Annotated in this window: 16 protein-coding genes and 3 tRNA genes; 15 read left to right on the forward strand and 4 right to left on the reverse strand. The window is 58.6% G+C overall.

All coding sequences use genetic code 11. The annotated features are described in order from the left end of the window. The first annotated feature begins 32 nt into the window (after positions 1 to 32). Entirely contained in the window at positions 33 to 1,241 is a 1,209-nt protein-coding gene (locus tag AO388_RS00270; RefSeq protein WP_003368538.1) for an HlyD family secretion protein, read from the forward strand. Between the two features lie 42 nt (positions 1,242 to 1,283). Continuing rightward, on the forward strand, positions 1,284 to 2,843 hold the full coding sequence (locus tag AO388_RS00275; RefSeq protein WP_223272521.1) for a DHA2 family efflux MFS transporter permease subunit: 1,560 nt from the start codon (positions 1,284 to 1,286) through the stop codon (positions 2,841 to 2,843). A 262-nt stretch (positions 2,844 to 3,105) separates the two neighbouring features. Here the strand turns inward: AO388_RS00275 and lpxH are convergent, their stop codons facing one another. Further along, positions 3,106 to 3,852 carry a UDP-2,3-diacylglucosamine diphosphatase gene (lpxH, locus tag AO388_RS00280; RefSeq protein WP_058396639.1) on the reverse strand — a complete coding sequence of 249 codons (747 nt, stop codon included), beginning with the start codon at positions 3,850 to 3,852 and terminating at the stop codon, positions 3,106 to 3,108. Then, positions 3,849 to 4,352 carry a peptidylprolyl isomerase gene (locus AO388_RS00285; protein ID WP_003404493.1) on the reverse strand — a complete coding sequence of 168 codons (504 nt, stop codon included), beginning with the start codon at positions 4,350 to 4,352 and terminating at the stop codon, positions 3,849 to 3,851. Before AO388_RS00285 ends, lpxH begins: the two co-directional genes overlap by 4 nt. Before the next feature lie 207 nt (positions 4,353 to 4,559). Here AO388_RS00285 and AO388_RS00290 point away from each other — a divergent pair, with 207 nt between their 5' ends. Both AO388_RS00290 and cysS read left to right on the forward strand, forming a co-directional pair. Continuing rightward, entirely contained in the window at positions 4,560 to 6,254 is a 1,695-nt protein-coding gene (locus tag AO388_RS00290; protein WP_004414076.1) for a glutamine--tRNA ligase/YqeY domain fusion protein, read from the forward strand. Positions 6,255 to 6,278: 24 nt separating this feature from the next. Then, complete coding sequence (gene cysS / locus AO388_RS00295) at positions 6,279 to 7,661, forward strand: cysteine--tRNA ligase (protein WP_058415889.1); 1,383 nt, start codon at positions 6,279 to 6,281, stop codon at positions 7,659 to 7,661. 166 nt (positions 7,662 to 7,827) lie between these two features. Here cysS and AO388_RS00300 read toward each other — a convergent pair whose 3' ends face one another. Next, positions 7,828 to 9,681: a sigma-54-dependent Fis family transcriptional regulator gene (locus AO388_RS00300; protein ID WP_058415890.1), complete on the reverse strand. Its 1,854-nt coding sequence runs from the start codon at positions 9,679 to 9,681 to the stop codon at positions 7,828 to 7,830. A gap of 299 nt (positions 9,682 to 9,980) precedes the next feature. Here AO388_RS00300 and AO388_RS00305 point away from each other — a divergent pair, with 299 nt between their 5' ends. The 6 genes from AO388_RS00305 (at position 9,981) to AO388_RS00330 (ending at position 16,002) form a co-directional block, all read left to right on the forward strand. After that, complete coding sequence (locus tag AO388_RS00305) at positions 9,981 to 11,075, forward strand: ABC transporter ATP-binding protein (protein ID WP_003368548.1); 1,095 nt, start codon at positions 9,981 to 9,983, stop codon at positions 11,073 to 11,075. After that, positions 11,075 to 12,190, forward strand: a complete 1,116-nt coding sequence (locus AO388_RS00310; RefSeq protein ID WP_058415891.1) for an ABC transporter ATP-binding protein — start codon at positions 11,075 to 11,077, stop codon at positions 12,188 to 12,190. The genes AO388_RS00305 and AO388_RS00310 overlap by 1 nt, the downstream gene beginning before the upstream one ends. Next, positions 12,183 to 13,049: a carbohydrate ABC transporter permease gene (locus AO388_RS00315; protein ID WP_002552729.1), complete on the forward strand. Its 867-nt coding sequence runs from the start codon at positions 12,183 to 12,185 to the stop codon at positions 13,047 to 13,049. Before AO388_RS00310 ends, AO388_RS00315 begins: the two co-directional genes overlap by 8 nt. A gap of 10 nt (positions 13,050 to 13,059) precedes the next feature. After that, positions 13,060 to 13,860: a carbohydrate ABC transporter permease gene (locus tag AO388_RS00320; RefSeq protein ID WP_004414065.1), complete on the forward strand. Its 801-nt coding sequence runs from the start codon at positions 13,060 to 13,062 to the stop codon at positions 13,858 to 13,860. Positions 13,861 to 13,872: 12 nt separating this feature from the next. Further along, positions 13,873 to 14,145 carry a DUF2160 domain-containing protein gene (locus AO388_RS00325; RefSeq protein WP_003415748.1) on the forward strand — a complete coding sequence of 91 codons (273 nt, stop codon included), beginning with the start codon at positions 13,873 to 13,875 and terminating at the stop codon, positions 14,143 to 14,145. Positions 14,146 to 14,229: 84 nt separating this feature from the next. Further along, on the forward strand, positions 14,230 to 16,002 hold the full coding sequence (locus tag AO388_RS00330) for an ABC transporter substrate-binding protein (protein WP_004414063.1): 1,773 nt from the start codon (positions 14,230 to 14,232) through the stop codon (positions 16,000 to 16,002). 62 nt (positions 16,003 to 16,064) lie between these two features. On the opposite strand, the gene folD is transcribed toward AO388_RS00330, so the two are convergent. Then, a complete protein-coding gene (gene folD / locus AO388_RS00335) occupies positions 16,065 to 16,919 on the reverse strand; it encodes a bifunctional methylenetetrahydrofolate dehydrogenase/methenyltetrahydrofolate cyclohydrolase FolD (protein WP_003368557.1) in 855 nt (284 codons plus the stop codon). A gap of 297 nt (positions 16,920 to 17,216) precedes the next feature. Between folD and AO388_RS00340 the strand changes: the two genes are divergently transcribed. The 5 genes from AO388_RS00340 (at position 17,217) to clpP (ending at position 19,988) form a co-directional block, all read left to right on the forward strand. Further along, positions 17,217 to 17,293 (forward strand) — tRNA-Arg (locus AO388_RS00340). A gap of 51 nt (positions 17,294 to 17,344) precedes the next feature. Then, a tRNA-His gene (locus tag AO388_RS00345) sits at positions 17,345 to 17,420 on the forward strand. Positions 17,421 to 17,476: 56 nt separating this feature from the next. Continuing rightward, positions 17,477 to 17,561: transfer RNA gene (locus AO388_RS00350), tRNA-Leu, on the forward strand. 383 nt (positions 17,562 to 17,944) lie between these two features. Beyond that, positions 17,945 to 19,255 carry a trigger factor gene (tig, locus tag AO388_RS00355; protein WP_058415892.1) on the forward strand — a complete coding sequence of 437 codons (1,311 nt, stop codon included), beginning with the start codon at positions 17,945 to 17,947 and terminating at the stop codon, positions 19,253 to 19,255. A 91-nt stretch (positions 19,256 to 19,346) separates the two neighbouring features. Next, the gene (gene clpP / locus AO388_RS00360; protein WP_002552734.1) at positions 19,347 to 19,988 is read left to right on the forward strand and encodes an ATP-dependent Clp endopeptidase proteolytic subunit ClpP; all 642 of its coding nucleotides are present in this window, start codon (positions 19,347 to 19,349) and stop codon (positions 19,986 to 19,988) included. The last annotated feature ends 66 nt before the right edge of the window (positions 19,989 to 20,054 follow it).

Consider the following 20,054-nt stretch of genomic DNA (forward strand, 5'->3'; position numbering starts at 1 on the left):
TTCCGTCGCTTCGCTGATTAAAGGTAACTGCCATGGCCACTGCTGCCGCTGAAAACACATCTGCCCAGGCTCCTCAACAGGAGCCGAAGTCTGGCAAGCGCAAGTTCCTGCTGATCGGGCTTGCCATTGTCGTGGTGATCCTCGCACTGGGCATCTGGGCCTGGTACGAGATCTACGGCCAATGGAGCGAAGAGACCGACGACGCCTATGTCAATGGCAACGTGGTCGAAATCACCCCGCTGGTCACCGGAACCGTCATCAGTATTGGTGCCGACGATGGTGATCTGGTGCACGAAGGGCAGGTCCTGCTCAAGTTTGACCCGAGCGATGCCGAAGTCTCGCTGCAGAGCGCCGAGGCCAATCTGGGCAAGGTTGTGCGCCAGGTGCGCGGCCTTTACAGCAACGTCGATGGCATGAAAGCGCAACTGGCCGCGCAGCGTGCTGCGGTGCAGACCGCTCAGGACAACTATAACCGTCGTCGCAGCCTCGCAGCCGGCGGGGCGATTTCCCAGGAAGAGCTGTCGCACGCAAGAGACAGCCTGACCAGCGCGCAGAGCGCCCTGAACAATATTCAGCAGCAACTCAGCACCAGCGTGGCGTTGGTCGATGACACCGTGGTGTCCTCGCACCCGGACGTCAAGGCTGCGGCCGCACAGTTGCGTCAGGCCTACCTGGCCAATGCACGTTCGACGCTGGTGGCACCGGTCACCGGCTACGTCGCCAAACGCACCGTGCAACTGGGGCAACGCATTCAGCCGGGCACTGCAACCATGGCGGTCATTCCGCTGGATCAGTTGTGGATCGATGCCAACTTCAAGGAAACCCAACTGGGCAAGATGCGCATCGGTCAGCCAGTGGAGATCAGCTCCGACCTGTATGGCAGTGATGTGAAGTACAGCGGCACCATCGACAGCCTGGGGGCCGGTACCGGCAGTGCCTTTGCGTTGTTGCCTGCGCAGAATGCCACTGGCAACTGGATCAAGATTGTCCAGCGTGTGCCGGTGCGGGTGCACATCAACCCTGAAGAACTGGCGAAGTACCCGTTGCGTATCGGCCTGTCGACCACGGTTGAAGTCAATCTGCATGACCAGAGCGGTCCGGTCCTGGCGCAACAGCCGCGCAAACAGGCGGCCTTCAGCACTCAGGTGTACACCGAGCAACTGGCTGACGCCGACGCGCTGATCGCCCGCCTGATTCACGAGAACAGTGCGCCCGGTGGCAAGACTGCCGTTCAGCGCTGAACCGCCAATCCGTGAGTCCCGGCCTGCTGGCCGGGGTGTCGCATTCGTCTTCAGGGATTCGCGATGAGCAACAACGCCCCCGCTTCTTTTACCCCGCCAAGCCTGTTGCTGTGCACCATCGGTCTGTCGCTGGCGACCTTCATGCAGGTGCTCGATACCACGATTGCCAACGTGGCGCTGCCGACCATCGCCGGCAATCTGGGTGTCAGCTCGGAGCAGAGCACCTGGGTGATCACCTCGTTTGCGGTCAGCAACGCGATTGCCTTGCCGCTGACCGGCTGGCTCAGTCGCCGCTTCGGTGAGGTCAAGCTGTTCCTGTGGGCCACCATTCTGTTCGTGATGGCTTCGTTCCTGTGCGGTATTTCCCAGTCCATGCCGGAACTGGTGGGCTTTCGCGCGCTGCAGGGCATGGTCGCCGGTCCGCTGTATCCGATGAGTCAGACCCTGCTGATTGCGGTGTACCCACCCGCCAAAAGAGGCATGGCCCTGGCATTGCTGGCGATGGTGACGGTGGTGGCGCCCATTGCCGGTCCGATCCTCGGTGGTTGGATCACCGACAGCTATAGCTGGCCCTGGATCTTCTTCATCAACATTCCCATCGGCCTGTTCGCCGTGCTGGTGGTGCGTACCCAGATGGCCAAAAGGCCGGTCACGACTGCTCGTCAGCCGTTGGACTATATTGGCCTGATAGCGCTGATCGTCGGTGTGGGCGCGCTGCAGATAGTGCTCGACAAGGGTAATGATCTGGATTGGTTCGAGTCGAACTTCATCATCTTTGGCTCGCTGATTTCGCTGGTCGCGTTGACCTTCTTCGTGATCTGGGAAATGACCGACAAGCATCCGATCGTCAACCTGCGCCTGTTTGCCTACCGCAATTTCCGCATCGGCACACTGGTCATGATCGGCGGCTATTCCGGCTTCTTCGGCATCAACCTGATATTGCCGCAGTGGTTGCAGACCCAGATGGGCTACACCGCCACCTGGGCTGGGCTGGCCGTCGCGCCGATTGGCATCCTGCCGGTACTGATGTCGCCCTTTGTCGGCAAGTACGCGCACAAATTCGATCTGCGTCTATTGGCCGGGCTGGCATTCCTGGCGATGGGGTTGAGTTGCTTCATGCGTGCAGGCTTCAACACCGACGTGGATTTCGAGCATGTGGCGATGGTCCAGTTGTTCATGGGCATTGGCGTGGCACTGTTCTTCATGCCGACTCTGAGTATTCTGCTGTCTGACCTGCCGCCCAATCAGATCGCCGATGGTTCAGGGCTGGCAACCTTTCTGCGCACCCTGGGCGGCAGCTTCGCAGCCTCGCTCACCACTTGGATCTGGATTCGCCGCGCCAACCAGCATCATGCCTACCTGAGTGAAAACATCAGCACCTTCGACCCAGCCACCCGCCACGCCCTTGACAGCCTGGGCGGCGCCAGCCCGCAGGCCTACGCTCAACTGGAGCAGACCCTCAACGCCCAGGCCTACATGATGTCCACCGTGGATTACTTCTACCTGCTGGGCTGGATATTCGCAGGACTGATCCTGCTCGTCTGGCTGGCCAAACCTCCATTCGCCGCCAAGGCCGGGCCTGCGGCAGGGGGCGGGCACTAGTTTCTTATGCGCCTATCTGAACCGTGCCTTTGGCCAAACTGCTCTAAAGTGCTTTTTCAATCGCGATGGCACAGACGACGCAGAGTGCGACGTTAGTGACAGTGCAAAGGAACCCGACGAAGTCGGGCCGGAAACAGGAGCGGGGACTTTGCTCACTTTGGTCCCTCAAATTGAGTCGCCGAAGGGCTAAAAGGTGACCTGAGCCGAACGGCAATCCGCCTGAAGGCGCAGAGCCGCTGTGCTCTCAGCCGTTACCGCGCAATCAATTCAACAGCGCAGTCGTTTCAGGCACAAAGTCGAACGGGTTCAGGCTGAAACCCTGATCATCCACCTGCAACACCCAGCCCTGACGATCCCAGTCACCCAGCACAATGCGCCTGGCCGCCTGATCGCCAATCTGCAACTTATGAATCGCCGGACGATGAGTGTGACCGTGGACCAACGTACGCACGCCGAACTGCTGCATGATCCGCGGCACCTCGTCCGGCGTCACATCGACAATATCGTTGGCCTTCATACGGGTTTGCGCACGGCTCTCATTACGCAACTTGCGCGCCAGCTTATGGCGGGTGCCCAGCGGCAAATGGCGCAGAATGAAAAGCGTCAGCGGATGGCGCAGATAGCGACGCATCCGGATATAACCTTCATCGCGGGTGCACAGACTGTCGCCGTGCATCAGCAGCACCGGCTCACCGTTCAACTGCACGACGCTCGGGTCACTCAGCAGTGTACAGCCTGCTGCCTTGCAGAAACCCTTGCCGAGCATGAAATCACGGTTGCCGTGCATCAGAAAAATTCGTGTGCCGCTGTCGCTCAACTCGCGCAGGGCCTTGCAGATCGAAAGCTGGAACGGCGACATCGCGTCGTCACCGATCCAGACTTCAAAAAAATCCCCGAGGATATACAGCGACTCGGCGTCGCGAGCGCGTCCTGCGAGCAGATCCAGAAACGCCCGGGTAATGTCCGGGCGCTCCTGTTCAAGGTGCAGATCGGAGATCAGCAGTATCACTCAACGATCTCGGCTTTCTCGATGATCACGTCTTCTACCGGGACGTCCTGATGGCCGGCCTTGCTGGAAGTTGCCACGCCTTTGATCTTGTCGACGACATCAGTGCCTTCGATCACTTCACCGAATACAGCGTAACCCCAGCCTTGAACGGTCTTGGCGCTGTGGTTCAGGAAGGCGTTGTCAGCGACGTTGATGAAGAACTGCGCAGAGGCCGAATGCGGCTCCATGGTGCGGGCCATGGCGACGCTGTACTTCTTGTTCGGCAGACCGTTGTCGGCTTCGTTCTGGATGCTCGGGCGCTTGTCTTTCTTTTCTTTCATGCCAGGCTCGAAACCGCCGCCCTGAACCATGAAGTTGCCGATCACACGGTGGAAAACCGTGTTTTCGTAATGACCGGCTTTAACGTATTCGATGAAGTTGGCAACGGTCAGCGGCGCCTTTTCTTCGTTCAGTTGCAGCACGATGTCGCCGTGGTTGGTAGTCAGCTTTACATTAGGCATTTGGGAAGTCGCTCTCTAGTCATGCATGAATGGGCAGATTATGACCCTGACGCGCAGTTTACAGACGAGGTTACATTTTTCAGCGCTTTTGCAGCTTTTATGCCTTCAAATACGCAGTCTGTTGTCAGGGACTTGACAGCTTCGGCTATGATAAGCGCTTTGATTTAGTCGGCCTACCCTGGCCGCGCACGTATGTCCAAGGATCCTATGAGCAAGCCCACTCCAGAACCCGCTGCCCATTCAAAGGCAGGTCCAGCCGTACCGACCAATTTCCTGCGTCCTATCGTGCAGGCAGACCTGGACTCGGGCAAGCACAGCAAAATCGTGACCCGCTTTCCGCCGGAGCCCAACGGCTACCTGCACATCGGTCACGCCAAGTCGATCTGCGTGAACTTCGGTCTGGCCAAGGAGTTCGGTGGCGATACGCACCTGCGTTTCGATGACACCAACCCGGCCAAGGAAGACCAGGAATACATCGACGCCATCATGAGTGACGTCAAGTGGCTGGGCTTCGAATGGGCGGGCGAAGTGCGCTACGCCTCGCAGTATTTCGACCAGTTGCACGACTGGGCGGTCGAGCTGATCAAGGCGGGCAAGGCTTACGTTGACGATCTGACCCCCGAACAGGCGCGCGAATATCGCGGCACCCTGACCGAGCCGGGCAAGAACAGTCCGTTCCGCGAGCGCGGCGTCGAGGAAAACCTCGACCTGTTCGCGCGCATGAAAGCCGGCGAGTTCGAGGATGGCGCTCGTGTACTGCGCGCCAAAATCGACATGGCCTCGCCGAACATGAACCTGCGTGACCCGATCATCTACCGCATTCGTCATGCGCATCACCATCAGACCGGCGACAAGTGGTGCATCTACCCGATCTATGACTTCACCCACGGTCAGTCGGATGCCCTCGAAGGCATCACCCACTCGATCTGCACCCTGGAGTTCGAAAGCCATCGTCCGCTGTACGACTGGTTCCTCGACAACCTGCCGGTGCCGTGCAAGCCGCGCCAGTATGAGTTCTCGCGCCTGAACCTGAACTACACCATCACCAGCAAGCGCAAGCTCAAGCAACTGGTTGACGAGAAACACGTCAGTGGCTGGGATGACCCGCGTATGTCGACGCTGTCGGGCTTCCGTCGTCGTGGCTACACGCCGAAATCGATTCGCAATTTCTGCGAAATGATCGGCACCAACCGCTCTGACGGCGTGGTCGATTTCGGCATGCTCGAATTCAGCATCCGCGACGACCTGGACCACAGCGCGCCGCGCGCCATGTGCGTGCTGCGCCCGCTGAAAGTGGTCATCACCAACTACCCGGAAGGTCAGGTCGAGAAGCTGGAACTGCCGCGCCACCCGAAAGAGGACCTGGGCATGCGCGAGCTGCCGTTCTCGCGTGAGCTGTACATCGACCGCGACGATTACATGGAAGAGCCGCCAAAGGGCTACAAGCGTCTTGAGCCCAATGGCGAAGTGCGTTTGCGTGGCAGCTATGTGATCCGCGCCGATGAAGCGATCAAGGATGCCGACGGCAACATCGTCGAGCTGCGTTGCTCCTACGATCCGGACACCCTGGGCAAGAATCCTGAAGGCCGCAAGGTCAAGGGCGTCGTGCACTGGGTGCCGGCAGCCGAGAGCGTAGAGTGCGAAGTGCGTCTGTACGATCGTCTGTTCCGTTCGCCAAACCCTGAAAAAGCCGAAGAGGGCGCAAGCTTTCTGGACAATATCAACCCGGACTCCCTGCAAGTACTGACCGGTTGTCGCGCCGAGCCCTCGTTGGGCCAAGCGCAGCCGGAAGACCGTTTCCAGTTCGAACGCGAAGGTTATTTCTGCGCGGACATCAAGGACTCCAAACCTGGTCGACCTGTCTTCAACCGCACCGTGACGTTGCGGGATTCCTGGACCTGATGCTGTACGTTTGAGGGGGAGCACGTGCTTTCTATCTACAACACGCTCACCAAGAGCAAAGAAGTTTTCAAGCCGCTGGATGGCAACAAGGTGCGCATGTACGTCTGCGGGATGACCGTGTACGACTACTGCCACCTGGGCCATGGCCGCAGCATGGTTGCGTTCGATCTGGTGACGCGCTGGCTGCGCTTCAGCGGTTATGAACTGACCTATGTGCGCAACATCACCGATATCGACGACAAGATCATCAACCGGGCGCGGGAAAACGGTGAGTCGTTCGACGCACTGACCGCGCGCATGATCGGTGCCATGCACGAGGACGAGGCGCGCCTCAACATCCTCAAGCCAGACATGGAACCGCGTGCCACCGATCATATCCCCGGCATGCATGCCATGATCCAGACCCTGATCGACAAGGGCTATGCCTATGCGCCGGGTAACGGCGATGTGTATTACCGGGTCGGCAAGTTTCAGGGTTACGGCAAGCTGTCGCGCAAGAAGATCGAAGACCTGCGCATCGGCGCGCGCATCGAAGTGGACGAGTCCAAGGAGGATCCGCTGGACTTCGTGCTCTGGAAAGGTGTCAAACCGGGCGAGCCGAGCTGGGAATCGCCCTGGGGTGCAGGACGTCCCGGCTGGCATATCGAGTGCTCGGTGATGTCGACCTGCTGCCTGGGCGAGACCTTCGATATTCATGGCGGCGGCAGCGACCTCGAGTTTCCGCACCATGAAAACGAAATCGCCCAGAGCGAAGCGGCCACCGGCAAGACCTACGCCAATGCCTGGTTACACTGCGGCATGATTCGCATCAATGGCGAGAAGATGTCCAAGTCCTTGAACAACTTCTTCACCATCCGCGACGTGCTGGAGAAATACCACCCGGAAGTGGTGCGTTACCTGCTGGTGTCGAGCCACTACCGCAGCGCGATCAACTATTCCGAAGACAGCCTGCGTGAGTCGAAGGCGGCACTTGAGCGTTTCTATCACGCGCTCAAGGGCCTGCCGCTTGCCGAGCCTGCGGGTGGCGAGGCGTTCGTCGAGCGTTTCAGCGCGGCGATGAACGATGACTTCGGTACACCTGAAGCCTGCGCGGTGCTGTTCGAGATGGTTCGCGAGATCAATCGTCTGCGTGAGTCCGATGTCTCAGCGGCAGCGGGTCTGGCGGCGCGCTTGAAGCAACTGGCCAGCGTGCTGGGAGTCCTGCAACTCGAAGCCGACGACTTTTTGCGCGCTGGCGCGGAAGGGCGGGTTAATGCGGCTGAAGTGGAGGCGCTGATTCAGGCGCGTCTGGCTGCGCGTGCCGCGAAAGACTGGGCCGAGTCCGACCGTATCCGCGACCAGATCACCGCCATGGGTGTGCTTCTGGAAGACGGCAAGGGCGGCACCACCTGGCGTCTGGCGGACTGATCAAGTAAGGCGGCTGGGTGACGCGAAGCGTCATGAAGTGCATTCCCACGCGGAGCATGGGAACGATAATGACCCGGAAGACTATCGTGCCCACGCTCCGCGTGGGCATGCTGTTCTGGACGCTCCGCGTCCTGTCCTCGATGCTCGGCCTGCCGAGCGTCGAACACTAAACGATCCGCTGTTCCCGCAACCGCTTGTACAGTGTGTTGCGGCTGACGCCCAGGCGTTTGGCCAGCTGTGAAATATTCCCGCCTGCCGCTTGAAACAATTGGCCGAGGTCTTCGGTCGCGTGAAGGCGCGTGGCCGATTCCTGAGTTCTGACCGGGATAGGGCATTCCTCATTCACCTGTGCATCGAGCAGAAAGTCCTCGGGCAGATGGTCAGTGCCGATCGGCTGTTCGTCGGCCAGTGCCAGCGCCACCTGAATCACACTGTTGAGCTGGCGCAGATTACCCGGCCAAGGGTGATGCTCGAATAACTCAAGTACCTCTCTGGAAAAGCCTGCACGCTGATGGGCATCACGGTGCCGCTCCCAGATTCGCTGGATAAGCGCATGCTTGTCAGTCCGCTCGCGCAGGGGAGGAAGTTCGATGCTCAGGCCGCTGATCCGGTAATAAAGATCCTGGCGGAAAAGCCCCGTCTGGACCTGATCGCGCAGGCTTCGGTTGGTGGCTGAAATCAGGCGTATGTCGACCGGATACAACTCGCTGCTGCCCAGTGGCTGAACGCAGCGCTCTTGAAGCACGCGCAGCAGCCGCGCCTGTACCGGCATCGGCATGTCGCCCACTTCGTCGAGAAACAGCGTGCCTTTGTCGGCCTTGCGGATCAGGCCGATGCTGCCCTTCTGATTGGCCCCGGTGAAGGCGCCTCTTTCATAGCCAAACAGCTCGGCCTCGACCAGTTCGGCCGGGATCGCTGCGCAGTTGACGGCGATCAGAGGCTGGCCGGCGCGCGCACTGGCCTGATGCAGGGCTTTGACAAACACTTCCTTGCCGACCCCGGTTTCCCCGTGGATCAGCAGCGGAATGTCTTTTTCCAGCAGCCGCTGCGCCTGACGCACGGCTTTTTCGATTTTTGCATCACCCAGGCTGATCGCCTCCAGGTCAAGACTCTGCGGCGCCGCGGGTGCCTGAACTGGCTGTACGCTGTGCAGCTTGAGCGGCTTGCGGGTCGGCCGCTTGAGCAGGCACTGAAAGCGATTGTTGCCAAATGCATGCAGTGCAAACGGACGCGCTTCGGTCTCGCTGAGCAATTGCAGGATCGGACATTTGAACAGCGTCTCGATGCTGGCGCCGGCCGGAGTCTTCCCCAGCAGGGCGTCGGCACGCCGATTGGCGCAAAGGATCTGGCCGCTTTCGTCAAAAATCAGCAGGCCAGCCCATTGGCTGTCGAGGTTGTTCAGACCGGTATTGAAGATCAGCTGGAAGTGGGAATCGCGGAACTGGTCGAGGATCAGGCGGTTTTCCACCGACTGGCTCATCATTTTGACCATGCCCAGCGTGTGCGAGGGTGGCAGGAAGCTGTCACTGGACACATCCAGCACGGCAATGATGCGCCTGTCGGCGTCGAAGATCGGTGAGGCCGAACCAGTCATGAAGCGATTGGCCTTGAGGAAATGCTCGTCCGGTTCGATATGGATGGCCTGTTCGCAGGCCAGCGCCGTGCCGATGGCGTTGGTGCCCGTGCCGCGTTCGCTCCAGCTGGCACCGGGCATGAAGCCCTGAGCCTGGGACGATTCGACGAAGCGTTGCGCGCCCCAGGACTTGAGCAGCTGACCTTGAGGGTCGGCCAGAAGAATCAGGCAGCTGGAGTTGCTGAGAATGTTTTCGTAGACCGGCAGGACCTCCTGATGGGTGGTCTGTACCAGTCCGCGATGGCGCTCCAGCAGCCTGGAAACCTCCGCCCCCGGCAGTTGGCCGAATGAGGGGCGCGTCTGATGACTGAGGCCGAAGTCCCGGCAGCGGGTCCATGAATCCTGAATGATGATGTCGTGAGCAAGCGAAGCGCTGGTTTGAGACATGAGGATGCCTGCGAATATGACGTATTGTTTTTGTTTTTAGGTCCCGTCGGCGTGACCATCCTTGCCCGCAACGTCCGTCCAGTGTCGTTCAGTTTTGTTCAAAGTCAATGTTCATTTTGTTCAAGTGTTCAGTATTTTCTGTTCATTATTGTTCAGCTGTGAAAGGCGTTTCGTCCCCTGAATACGGGCGAACGCTCTGTTTCGGGCTTCACCGGCGATCCGCCTGAGCTGGCACGAATGTCGCTATCTGCAAACAGTCACGCATTCACCCTTAAGAAAAAAACAACAAAGGGCACGCCATGTCACTCACGCTGGAGCATGTCAGTCGCGCCGTCGATGGCCAGGTCTGGATCGACGACGCCTCCCTGAGCTTTGAGCCGGGATCATTCAACGTTCTGCTGGGGCGCACCCTGTCCGGCAAAACCAGCCTGATGCGCTTGATGGCCGGGCTGGACAAGCCGGACAGCGGGCGAGTGCTGATGAACGGGGTCGATGTCACCCATCGTCCGGTTCGTCTGCGCAACGTCTCGATGGTTTATCAGCAGTTCATCAATTACCCGAGCATGACGGTGTTCGAAAACATCGCCTCGCCGCTGCGTCAGGCCGGTCTGTCCAAAGATCTGATCCACAGCCGGGTGCAGGAAACCGCGAAGATGTTGCGCATCGAAAAATTCCTGCAACGCCATCCCCTCGAACTGTCCGGTGGGCAGCAGCAGCGCACCGCGATGGCCAGAGCGCTGGTCAAGGACGCCGAGCTGATCCTCTTCGATGAACCGCTGGTCAACCTCGATTACAAGCTGCGCGAAGAGCTGCGCCAGGAAATGCGTGAGCTGTTCGCCGCTCGCCATACCATCGCCATCTACGCCACTACCGAGCCCAATGAAGCGCTGGCGCTGGGCGGCACCACCACCATCCTGCATGAGGGGCGGGTGGTGCAGAGCGGCAAGACCCCTGAGGTCTATCATCGACCCGCGACTGTGCTGGCCGCCGAGCTGTTCTCCGAACCGCCGATCAACCTCATGCCGGGCCGTATAGATGGCAATGAAGTCAGCTTCGCCAACTTCGTGCATTTCCCGCTCAACGTCGACCTGCGGGCTGTCGGCGACGGCGAGTATCGTTTCGGCGTGCGCCCCAGCCATTTGAGCCTGGTGCCGTCCAACGATGACGATCTGGAACTGGCGGTCACCGTCGAGCTGGCGGAAATCAGTGGTTCGGAAACCTTCCTGCATGTGCGCAACGAGCTGTTCTCGCTGGTCCTGCATCTGCCAGGCGTGCATGCCTATGACGTCGATGCGGCGATTCGGGTGTACATCCCGACCCACAAATTGTTTGTATTCGATCAGCAGGGCGGCCTGATTCAGGCGCCGGGCCTGCGTATGGCGAGGGTTGCCTGATGGCCGAGATCCGCTTGCAGAACCTTGCGCACAGCTACAGTGCCAAGCCCGGTCCTGACGACTATGCAATTCGCGAGATGAGCCACGTCTGGGAGCAGGGTGGTGCTTACGCGCTGCTCGGGCCTTCCGGGTGTGGCAAGTCAACCCTGCTCAACATCATTTCCGGTCTGCTCAGTCCGTCGCAGGGCCAGGTGCTGTTCGACTCGAAAGTGGTCAATGAGCTGCCCCCGGAGCGTCGCAACATTGCTCAGGTTTTCCAGTTTCCAGTGATCTACGACACCATGACGGTGTTCGATAATCTGGCCTTTCCGTTGCGCAATCAGGGCCTGGACGAGGCGCGGATTCTCATCAAGGTCAACGAAATTGCCGATGTCCTGGACCTGCAGCCGCTGCTGAAAAAGAAGGCGCGCAACCTCAGCGCGGACGAAAAGCAGAAAGTCTCCATGGGTCGCGGGCTGGTGCGCGATGACGTGTCGGCGATCCTCTTCGACGAACCGTTGACTGTGATTGACCCACACCTGAAGTGGAAACTGCGGCGCAAGCTCAAGCAGATCCACGAGCAGTTCAATATCACCATGGTCTACGTCACTCACGATCAACTGGAGGCGTCGACTTTCGCCGACAAGATCGCCGTGATGTATGGCGGTCAGATCGTCCAGTTCGGCACGCCGCGGGAGCTGTTCGAGAAGCCGTCGCACACCTTTGTCGGCTATTTCATCGGCAGCCCGGGGATGAATCTGATTGACGTTACGCCGCAGCCGGGCGGCGTCGGTTTTGCGGATATTCACCTGCCGCTGCCTGAGTCGTTGCAGCAGAAGCTCGCCAATACGCCGTGGAAAACTCTGAAAGTGGGTATTCGTCCTGAGTTCGTGCATGTCTGGGACGGACCTTACGACGATGCGATGTGTGCCGACGTGACCTATGTGGAAGACCTCGGCACCTACAAGATCATCACCCTGAAACTGGGTGGGCAACTGCTGAAGGTGCGGCTGCAGGAAGACAAACCGGTGCCGCAAGGCCAGGCCTGGATCAGCTTTCCGGGGCAATGGCTGATGCTCTATGCAGATGATTACCTGATCGAAGCCGGCCCTGCCAGTGAGGTGTCCCATGCGTAAGGTTCAGAACAACAAGGCCTGGTGGCTGGTGATGCCGGTGTTTCTGCTGGTGGCATTCAGCGCGATTATCCCGATGATGACTGTGGTCAACTATTCAGTGCAGGACATCTTCGACCAGTCCAGCCGCTATTTCGTCGGCACTGACTGGTTCCGGCAGGTCCTGCAGGACCCGCGTCTGCATGACTCGCTGCTGCGTCAGTTCATTTATTCGGGCTGTGTACTGCTGATCGAGATCCCGCTGGGTATCGCGATTGCCCTGACCATGCCGACCAAAGGGCGCTGGTCGTCGTTGTGCCTGATCGTGATGACCATTCCACTGCTGATCCCGTGGAACGTGGTCGGCACGATCTGGCAGATCTTTGGCCGTGGTGATATCGGTTTGCTGGGGTACACGCTGAACAACGTGCTGGGCATCAACTACAACTACGCCGCCAATGCCTCGGATGCCTGGGTGACGGTGCTGGTCATCGATGTCTGGCACTGGACCTCGCTGGTGGCCTTGCTTTGCTATTCAGGGTTGCGGGCAATTCCGGATGTGTATTACCAGGCGGCACGCATCGATCGTGCGTCAGGCTGGGCGATCTTCCGGCACATCCAGTTGCCGAAGATGAAAAGCGTGCTGCTGATCGCGGTGATGTTGCGCTTCATGGACAGCTTCATGATCTACACCGAGCCGTTCGTGCTGACCGGTGGCGGACCGGGCAACTCCACCACATTCCTCAGTCAGACCCTGACCACCATGGCGCTCGGGCAGTTCGACCTGGGGCCTGCGGCCGCGTTCTCGCTGGTGTATTTCCTGATCATTCTGTTGGTGTCATGGGTGTTCTACACCGCCATGACTCACAGCGAAAAGAATTGAGGGGCTGGTCATGAGTCTGCGCAAAACCATACCGCTGTGGATTTACCTGTTGTTTCTGCTGGTGCCGATCTACTGGCTGATCAACATGTCGTTCAAGACCAATACCGAGATCCTGGGTGGCCTGACCCTGTGGCCGCAGGATTTCACCCTGGCCAACTACAAGGTGATCTTCACTGACGAGAGCTGGTACAGCGGCTACCTCAACTCGCTGTACTACGTGTGCCTCAATACCGTGATATCGCTGAGCGTCGCACTGCCGGCAGCCTATGCGTTTTCACGCTATCGTTTTCTCGGCGACAAGCACCTGTTCTTCTGGCTGCTGACCAACCGCATGGCACCACCGGCAGTCTTCCTGCTGCCATTTTTCCAACTGTATTCGTCCATCGGCCTGTTTGACACGCACATCGCCGTTGCACTGGCGCACTGTCTGTTCAACGTTCCGCTGGCCGTATGGATTCTGGAGGGTTTCATGTCCGGTGTTCCCAAGGAAATCGATGAAACGGCCTACATAGACGGTTACAGCTTTCCCAAGTTTTTCGTGAAGATTTTCATTCCACTGATTGGCTCGGGTATCGGTGTCACCGCGTTTTTCTGCTTCATGTTCTCCTGGGTCGAGCTGTTGCTGGCGCGCACCCTGACGTCGGTGAACGCCAAGCCGATCGCTGCGGTGATGACCCGCACCGTCTCGGCATCGGGTATCGATTGGGGGGTGCTGGCGGCGGCAGGGGTGTTGACCATTCTGCCGGGCATGCTGGTGATCTGGTTCGTTCGCAACCATGTGGTCAAGGGCTTTGCTCTTGGTCGTGTCTGAGGAGTCGAAAAAATGGAGTGGATGTCCTGGACACTGCCCACTGCGGCCTTCTTTATCAGCATTGCGCTGCTGCTGGCAGGAATGACCGTATGGGAATTGCGCTCGGCAAGTATCGAGCGCCGCGGTTTTCTGCCGATTGCCACCACGCGTGGCGACCGTCTTTTCATTGGGCTTTTAGGTAGCGCTTATCTGCATTTGCTGGTGATCGGCGCGACGGACTGGAGCATCTGGATCGCTTCTGGGGCTTCCCTGGTGTGGCTGTTGGTGGTGATGCGTTGGGGTTAGAGGGCGGCCGGGCGTGGTTGCCGGGGTGATCCGGTCGGCAGTATTGAAAAAGCGGGACTACATGAAAGCAACCTGGAGATGACTATGTTCAATAAGAAAAACAAGCTGCAACATAGCGTGACGCTGGCAACCATGATCATGCTCAGCGGGTTGAGCGTGTCGGCATGGGCGGATCAGTACGAAGATGCGGCGAAGAAGTGGGCGGCGAGCGAGTTCAAGCCGAGCACGCTTTCCGATGCCGAGCAGTTGAAAGAGCTGGAGTGGTTCATCGAAGCTGCCAAGCCGTTTCGTGGCATGGACATCAAGGTGGTGTCGGAAACCCTGACCACCCATGAATACGAGTCCAAGACCCTGGCCAAGGCGTTCACCGAAATCACCGGTATCAAAGTCACCCATGACTTGCTGCAGGAAGGTGATGTCATCGAAAAGCTGCAGACCGCCATGCAGTCGGACAAGAGCATCTATGACGGCTGGGTCAACGACTCGGACCTGATCGGTACGCACTTTCGCTACGGCAAGGCCCTGTCTCTGACGGATCTGATGGCCAGTCCGGAAGGCAGCAAAGTCACGTCGCCGACGCTGGACCTGAAAGACTTCATCGGCACCTCGTTTACCACTGCTCCGGATGGCAAGCTTTATCAACTGCCTGACCAGCAGTTCGCCAACCTGTACTGGTTCCGTGCCGACTGGTTCGAACGTCCCGACCTGAAAAAGAAATTCAAGGACAAGTACGGCTATGAGCTGGGCGTTCCGGTCAACTGGTCGGCTTACGAGGACATCGCCAAGTTCTTCAGCGAAGACGTCAAGGAGATCGACGGCAAGAAAGTCTTCGGGCACATGGACTATGGCAAGAAAGACCCGTCACTGGGCTGGCGTTTCACCGATGCCTGGTTCTCCATGGCCGGCAGCGGCGACAAGGGTTTGCCTAACGGTCTGCCGGTGGATGAGTGGGGTATTCGCGTCGAAGACTGCCATCCGGTCGGCTCCAGCATTACCCGCGGTGGCGACACCAACGGCCCGGCGGCAGTGTTTGCTACGCAGAAATACATCGACTGGCTGAAAGCCTATGCGCCGCCGGAAGCGGCGGGCATGACCTTCTCCGAATCCGGGCCGGTGCCGTCGCAGGGTAACGTCGCGCAACAGATCTTCTGGTACACCGCCTTTACCGCCGACATGACCAAGCCGGGCCTGCCGGTAATGAATGCTGACGGCACGCCGAAGTGGCGCATGGCGCCTTCGCCGAAAGGCCCTTACTGGAAGGAAGGCATGAAGCTTGGCTACCAGGATGTGGGTTCATGGACGTTCCTGAAGTCGTCCGACGAGAAAAAGCGTCTGGCCGCTTGGCTGTATGCGCAGTTCGTGACCTCGAAAAGCGTTTCGCTGAAGAAAACCATCGTCGGACTGACGCCAATTCGCGAGTCGGACATCAACTCCAAGGAGATGACCGCGCTGGCGCCCAAACTGGGAGGTCTGGTGGAGTTCTATCGTAGCCCGGCCCGCGTTCAATGGTCGCCTACCGGCACCAACGTGCCTGACTATCCGAAGCTGGCACAGCTGTGGTGGAGCCATGTGGCCGAGGCGGTCACTGGCGAGAAGACTGCGCAGGAGGCCCTCGACGGTCTGGCCAAGGACCAGGATGCAATCATGACGCGCATTGAGCGCTCCAAGGTTCAGGAAGCCAGCAAGTGTGCGCCGAAGATGAATCCGGAAACCACTGCGGAAGCCTGGTACAAGAAGGCCGAAGAGAGCAACGGCAAGTTCCTCGCGCCACAGCGCAAACTGGCCAACGAGAAACCCAAGGGTGAAACCATCGCCTACGCTGACCTGCTGAAAAGCTGGGAGGCTGGCAAGAAGTAAGGTTTTGTCGAGGTAAAAAAAACGGCACCTTGAAGGTGCCGTTTTTTATTGCTGCAGGCTGATCAGTCGTGCAGGGTTTCTGCGGCGTACAGCGTGTTTTCCAGCAGGCAGGCGCGGGTCATGGGGCCAACGCCGCCCGGAACCGGAGTGATCCAGCCGGCGCGGGGCAGGGCGGTCTCGTAAACCACGTCGCCTACCAGCTTGCCGTCTTCCTGGCGATTGATGCCGACATCGATGACGATGGCACCTGGCTTGATCCATTCGCCTTTGACAAGGCCTGGCTTGCCGGCGGCAACCACCACCAGATCGGCACGACCTACATGGCCTGCCAGATCCTTGGTGAAACGGTGGGTCACCGTGACGGTGCAGCCCGCCAGCAGCAGTTCCATTGCCATTGGGCGACCGACGATGTTGGACGCACCGACGACGACGGCATCCAGCCCGTACAGGTCGACACCGGTGCTTTCCAGCAGGGTGATGATGCCTTTTGGGGTGCACGGGCGCAGCAGCGGGATGCGCTGGGCGAGACGGCCCACGTTATAAGGATGGAAACCGTCCACGTCCTTGTCCGGGCGAATGCGCTCCAGCAGCAGCGAAGCATCGAGGTGCGCAGGCAAGGGCAGTTGCAGCAGGATGCCGTCGACAGCGGCATCCTCGTTGAGGCGGTCGATCAGATCGGTCAGTGCGGTCTGAGTGGTCTCAGCGGGCAAGTCGTAGGCCTGGGAGATAAAGCCGACTTCCTCGCAGTCCTTGCGCTTGTGAGAGACATAGACCTGAGACGCGGGGTCGCTGCCGACCAGAATCACCGCGAGGCCCGGCGTACGCAGACCTTGCTGGCTACGTTCGGCGACACGTTTGGCGATCTGCTGGCGCAGGCTGGCGGCGATCGCCTTGCCGTCGATTAGTTTTGCAGTCATGACGCGTGATTAACCATCGAGAGGAAATAAAATGAGCGCGCATTCTCGCATGACATGGCGCGAGGGCAAAGGCGATTGCTTTGCATATTCAGCTAACTCCTTTATCTAGCTGAATTTTTTTCAAAAAAAGGTTGACGACCCCAGGGGCCGTCTATAAGATTCGTCGCACTTGCCGGGCAGAGCCCAGCACTGGTTAAGCTAGCACTGGTTGATTCGGTCAGGCAGAGTTGCAAATCAGCTCGGTGTGATTGATTGAAAGCCTTTTAGTTTGTTATCGCAAGAATACAAATTATATAAGTGCCCGTAGCTCAGCTGGATAGAGCATCCGCCTTCTAAGCGGATGGTCGCAGGTTCGAGTCCTGCCGGGTGCGCCATTTAAGGCAGCTTTGGCACAGCAAGTAAGTTGCATCGTCACGCGCAATATGGTGGGCGTAGCTCAGTTGGTAGAGCACAGGATTGTGACTCCTGCGGTCGTGGGTTCGAACCCCATCGTCCACCCCATATTAAGAAGGGCGCCAGATTCATAGTCTGGCGCCTTTGCTTTAAAAGTCTGAAATGCGGATGTGGTGGAATTGGTAGACACACTGGATTTAGGTTCCAGCGCCGCAAGGTGTGAGAGTTCGAGTCTCTCCGTCCGCACCAGGATAAATGTAGCCGACTATCAGTGTTTCGGTTGCAAAAAGGTACAAAAAGAAAGCCGCCTAGTGCGGCTTTTTTTGTTTTGGCGTATTCGTTCCATCGCCTCGCTGGTCCGTCGGCCCTGTCGCCGTCGGTCGATCGAGGCGTGCTATGCAGATGGATTCGGTCATCGTCCGGTGCAGATGCTTCCTTATATAGGGGCCGTGCCAGACACGTCGCGAGTGATGCGAGGTGTTTTCCTTTCTCCTCCGGCTGCAGGCCGATTCCTTCTTGTTAACCCGCCCTTTTTCAGTAGGGTGACTTCTTGAGTTTGACCCACTAGAATGCATGCCCTTGATTCTGGGGTCGGAAACGGCCGGCTAACGTCTGTGCAACGAGGAATATCCATGCAAGTTTCTGTTGAAAATACTTCCGCTCTTGAGCGCCGCATGACCATTGGCGTGCCTGCCGAGCGCATCGAGACCGAAGTCAACAAGCGTCTGCAACAGACCGCGCGCAAAGCCAAGATCCCGGGCTTCCGCCCTGGCAAGGTGCCTATGAGCGTGATTCGTCAGCGTTACGAGGACGGCGCACGTCAGGAAGCACTGGGCGATCTGATTCAGGCTACTTTTTATGAAGCTGTGGTTGAGCAGAAGCTGAACCCGGCTGGTGCTCCTGCTGTAGAGCCCAAGTCGTTCGAAAAAGGCAAAGATCTGGAATACGTGGCTACTTTCGAAGTATTCCCGGAATTCACCGTTGCCGGCTTCGATAGCATCTCCGTAGAGCGCCTGTCTGCCGACGTGGCCGACAGCGATCTGGACAACATGCTTGAAGTGCTGCGCAAGCAGAACGTTCGTTTCGAAGTGGCTGATCGTGCTGCCCAGAACGAAGACCAGTTGAACATCGATTTCATCGGCAAGGTCGACGGCGAAGTGTTCGCTGGCGGTTCCGCTGCCGGTACCCAGCTGGTGCTGGGTTCGGGCCGCATGATCCCTGGTTTCGAAGACGGTCTGGTTGGCGCCAAGGCCGGTGAAGAGCGCGTTCTGAACGTGACCTTCCCAGAGGACTATCAGAACCTCGAGCTGGCCGGCAAGGCTGCCGAGTTCACCGTGACCGTCAACACCGTTTCCGAGCCAAAGCTGCCTGAGCTGAACGAAGAGTTCTTCAAGCAGTTCGGTATCAAGGAAACCGGTATCGAAGGCTTCCGCACCGAAGTTCGCAAGAACATGGAGCGCGAGCTGCGTCAGGCGATCAAGTCCAAGGTCAAGAATCAGGTCATGGACGGTCTGCTGGCCGCCAACCCGATCGAAGTGCCCAAGGCGCTGCTGGAAAACGAAGTCAACCGTCTGCGTGTGCAGGCCGTTCAGCAGTTCGGTGGCAACATCAAGCCTGACCAGCTGCCGGCAGAGCTGTTCGAAGAGCAGGCCAAGCGCCGCGTCGAGCTGGGTCTGATCGTTGCCGAGGTCGTCAAGCAGTTCGACCTCAAGCCTGATGATGCTCGCGTTCGCGAAATGATTCAGGAAATGGCCTCTGCCTATCAGGAGCCTGAGCAGGTCGTTGCCTGGTACTACAAGAACGAGCAGCAAATGAACGAGGTACGTTCTGTTGTGCTTGAAGAGCAAGTTGTAGATACTGTTTTGCAGAAAGCTAGCGTGACCGACAAATCGGTCTCCTACGAAGAAGCTGTCAAGCCGGTGGAAGCTCCAAAAGCCGACTGATTTCTCTTTTCGTGCGAAAACACCCACAAGCCAGCCTTCGCGCTGGCTTGTGCGTATTCAAGACTCGACTATTTGGGAGTGAATGCAGGACATGTCCCGCAATTCTTATATTCAGCAGAACTCTGACATCCAGGCCGCTGGCGGCCTGGTCCCGATGGTTATCGAGCAGTCCGCCCGTGGCGAACGCGCCTATGACATCTATTCGCGCCTTCTCAAGGAGCGAGTCATCTTTATGGTGGGTCCGGTAGAGGACTACATGGCCAACCTTATCGCGGCGCAACTGCTTTTCCTTGAAGCGGAAAACCCGGACAAGGATATCCATCTCTACATCAACTCGCCGGGCGGTTCGGTGACTGCAGGCATGTCGATCTACGACACCATGCAGTTCATCAAGCCGGACGTTTCGACCATCTGTATCGGTCAGGCTTGCAGCATGGGTGCATTCCTGCTGGCCGGCGGTGCAGAAGGCAAGCGTCACTGCCTGCCCAACTCGCGAATGATGATTCACCAGCCGCTGGGCGGTTTCCAGGGTCAGGCGTCGGACATCGACATCCATGCCAAGGAAATCCTGCACATTCGTCATCGTCTCAACTCGCTGCTGGCTCATCACACCGGCCAGAGCCTCGAAACCATCGAGCGCGATACCGAGCGTGACAACTTCATGAGCGCAGAGCGTGCAGCCGAATACGGCCTGATCGACTCGGTGATCAACAAGCGTCAAATGCCTGCCTAAGCGGCTCAAAATGTAGGGGGTCGGGACAACCGACCGCCTGCGGACTTGAAAAAGCCCGCAATAGCC

Source organism: Pseudomonas sp. ICMP 10191, assembly GCF_001467335.1.
In the GTDB taxonomy this organism is placed as follows: domain Bacteria; phylum Pseudomonadota; class Gammaproteobacteria; order Pseudomonadales; family Pseudomonadaceae; genus Aquipseudomonas; species Aquipseudomonas cerasi.

Coding starts and splice junctions, on each gene's coding strand:
- clpP (WP_002552734.1), top strand. CDS start 19,347: ATGTCCCGCAATTCTTATATTCAGCAGAACTCTGACATCCAGGCCGCT.
- AO388_RS00325 (WP_003415748.1), top strand. CDS start 13,873: ATGGAGTGGATGTCCTGGACACTGCCCACTGCGGCCTTCTTTATCAGC.
- AO388_RS00305 (WP_003368548.1), top strand. CDS start 9,981: ATGTCACTCACGCTGGAGCATGTCAGTCGCGCCGTCGATGGCCAGGTC.
- tig (WP_058415892.1), top strand. CDS start 17,945: ATGCAAGTTTCTGTTGAAAATACTTCCGCTCTTGAGCGCCGCATGACC.
- AO388_RS00270 (WP_003368538.1), top strand. CDS start 33: ATGGCCACTGCTGCCGCTGAAAACACATCTGCCCAGGCTCCTCAACAG.
- AO388_RS00285 (WP_003404493.1), bottom strand. CDS start 4,352: ATGCCTAATGTAAAGCTGACTACCAACCACGGCGACATCGTGCTGCAA.
- AO388_RS00315 (WP_002552729.1), top strand. CDS start 12,183: ATGCGTAAGGTTCAGAACAACAAGGCCTGGTGGCTGGTGATGCCGGTG.
- AO388_RS00300 (WP_058415890.1), bottom strand. CDS start 9,681: ATGTCTCAAACCAGCGCTTCGCTTGCTCACGACATCATCATTCAGGAT.
- AO388_RS00330 (WP_004414063.1), top strand. CDS start 14,230: ATGTTCAATAAGAAAAACAAGCTGCAACATAGCGTGACGCTGGCAACC.
- AO388_RS00310 (WP_058415891.1), top strand. CDS start 11,075: ATGGCCGAGATCCGCTTGCAGAACCTTGCGCACAGCTACAGTGCCAAG.
- AO388_RS00290 (WP_004414076.1), top strand. CDS start 4,560: ATGAGCAAGCCCACTCCAGAACCCGCTGCCCATTCAAAGGCAGGTCCA.
- AO388_RS00320 (WP_004414065.1), top strand. CDS start 13,060: ATGAGTCTGCGCAAAACCATACCGCTGTGGATTTACCTGTTGTTTCTG.
- folD (WP_003368557.1), bottom strand. CDS start 16,919: ATGACTGCAAAACTAATCGACGGCAAGGCGATCGCCGCCAGCCTGCGC.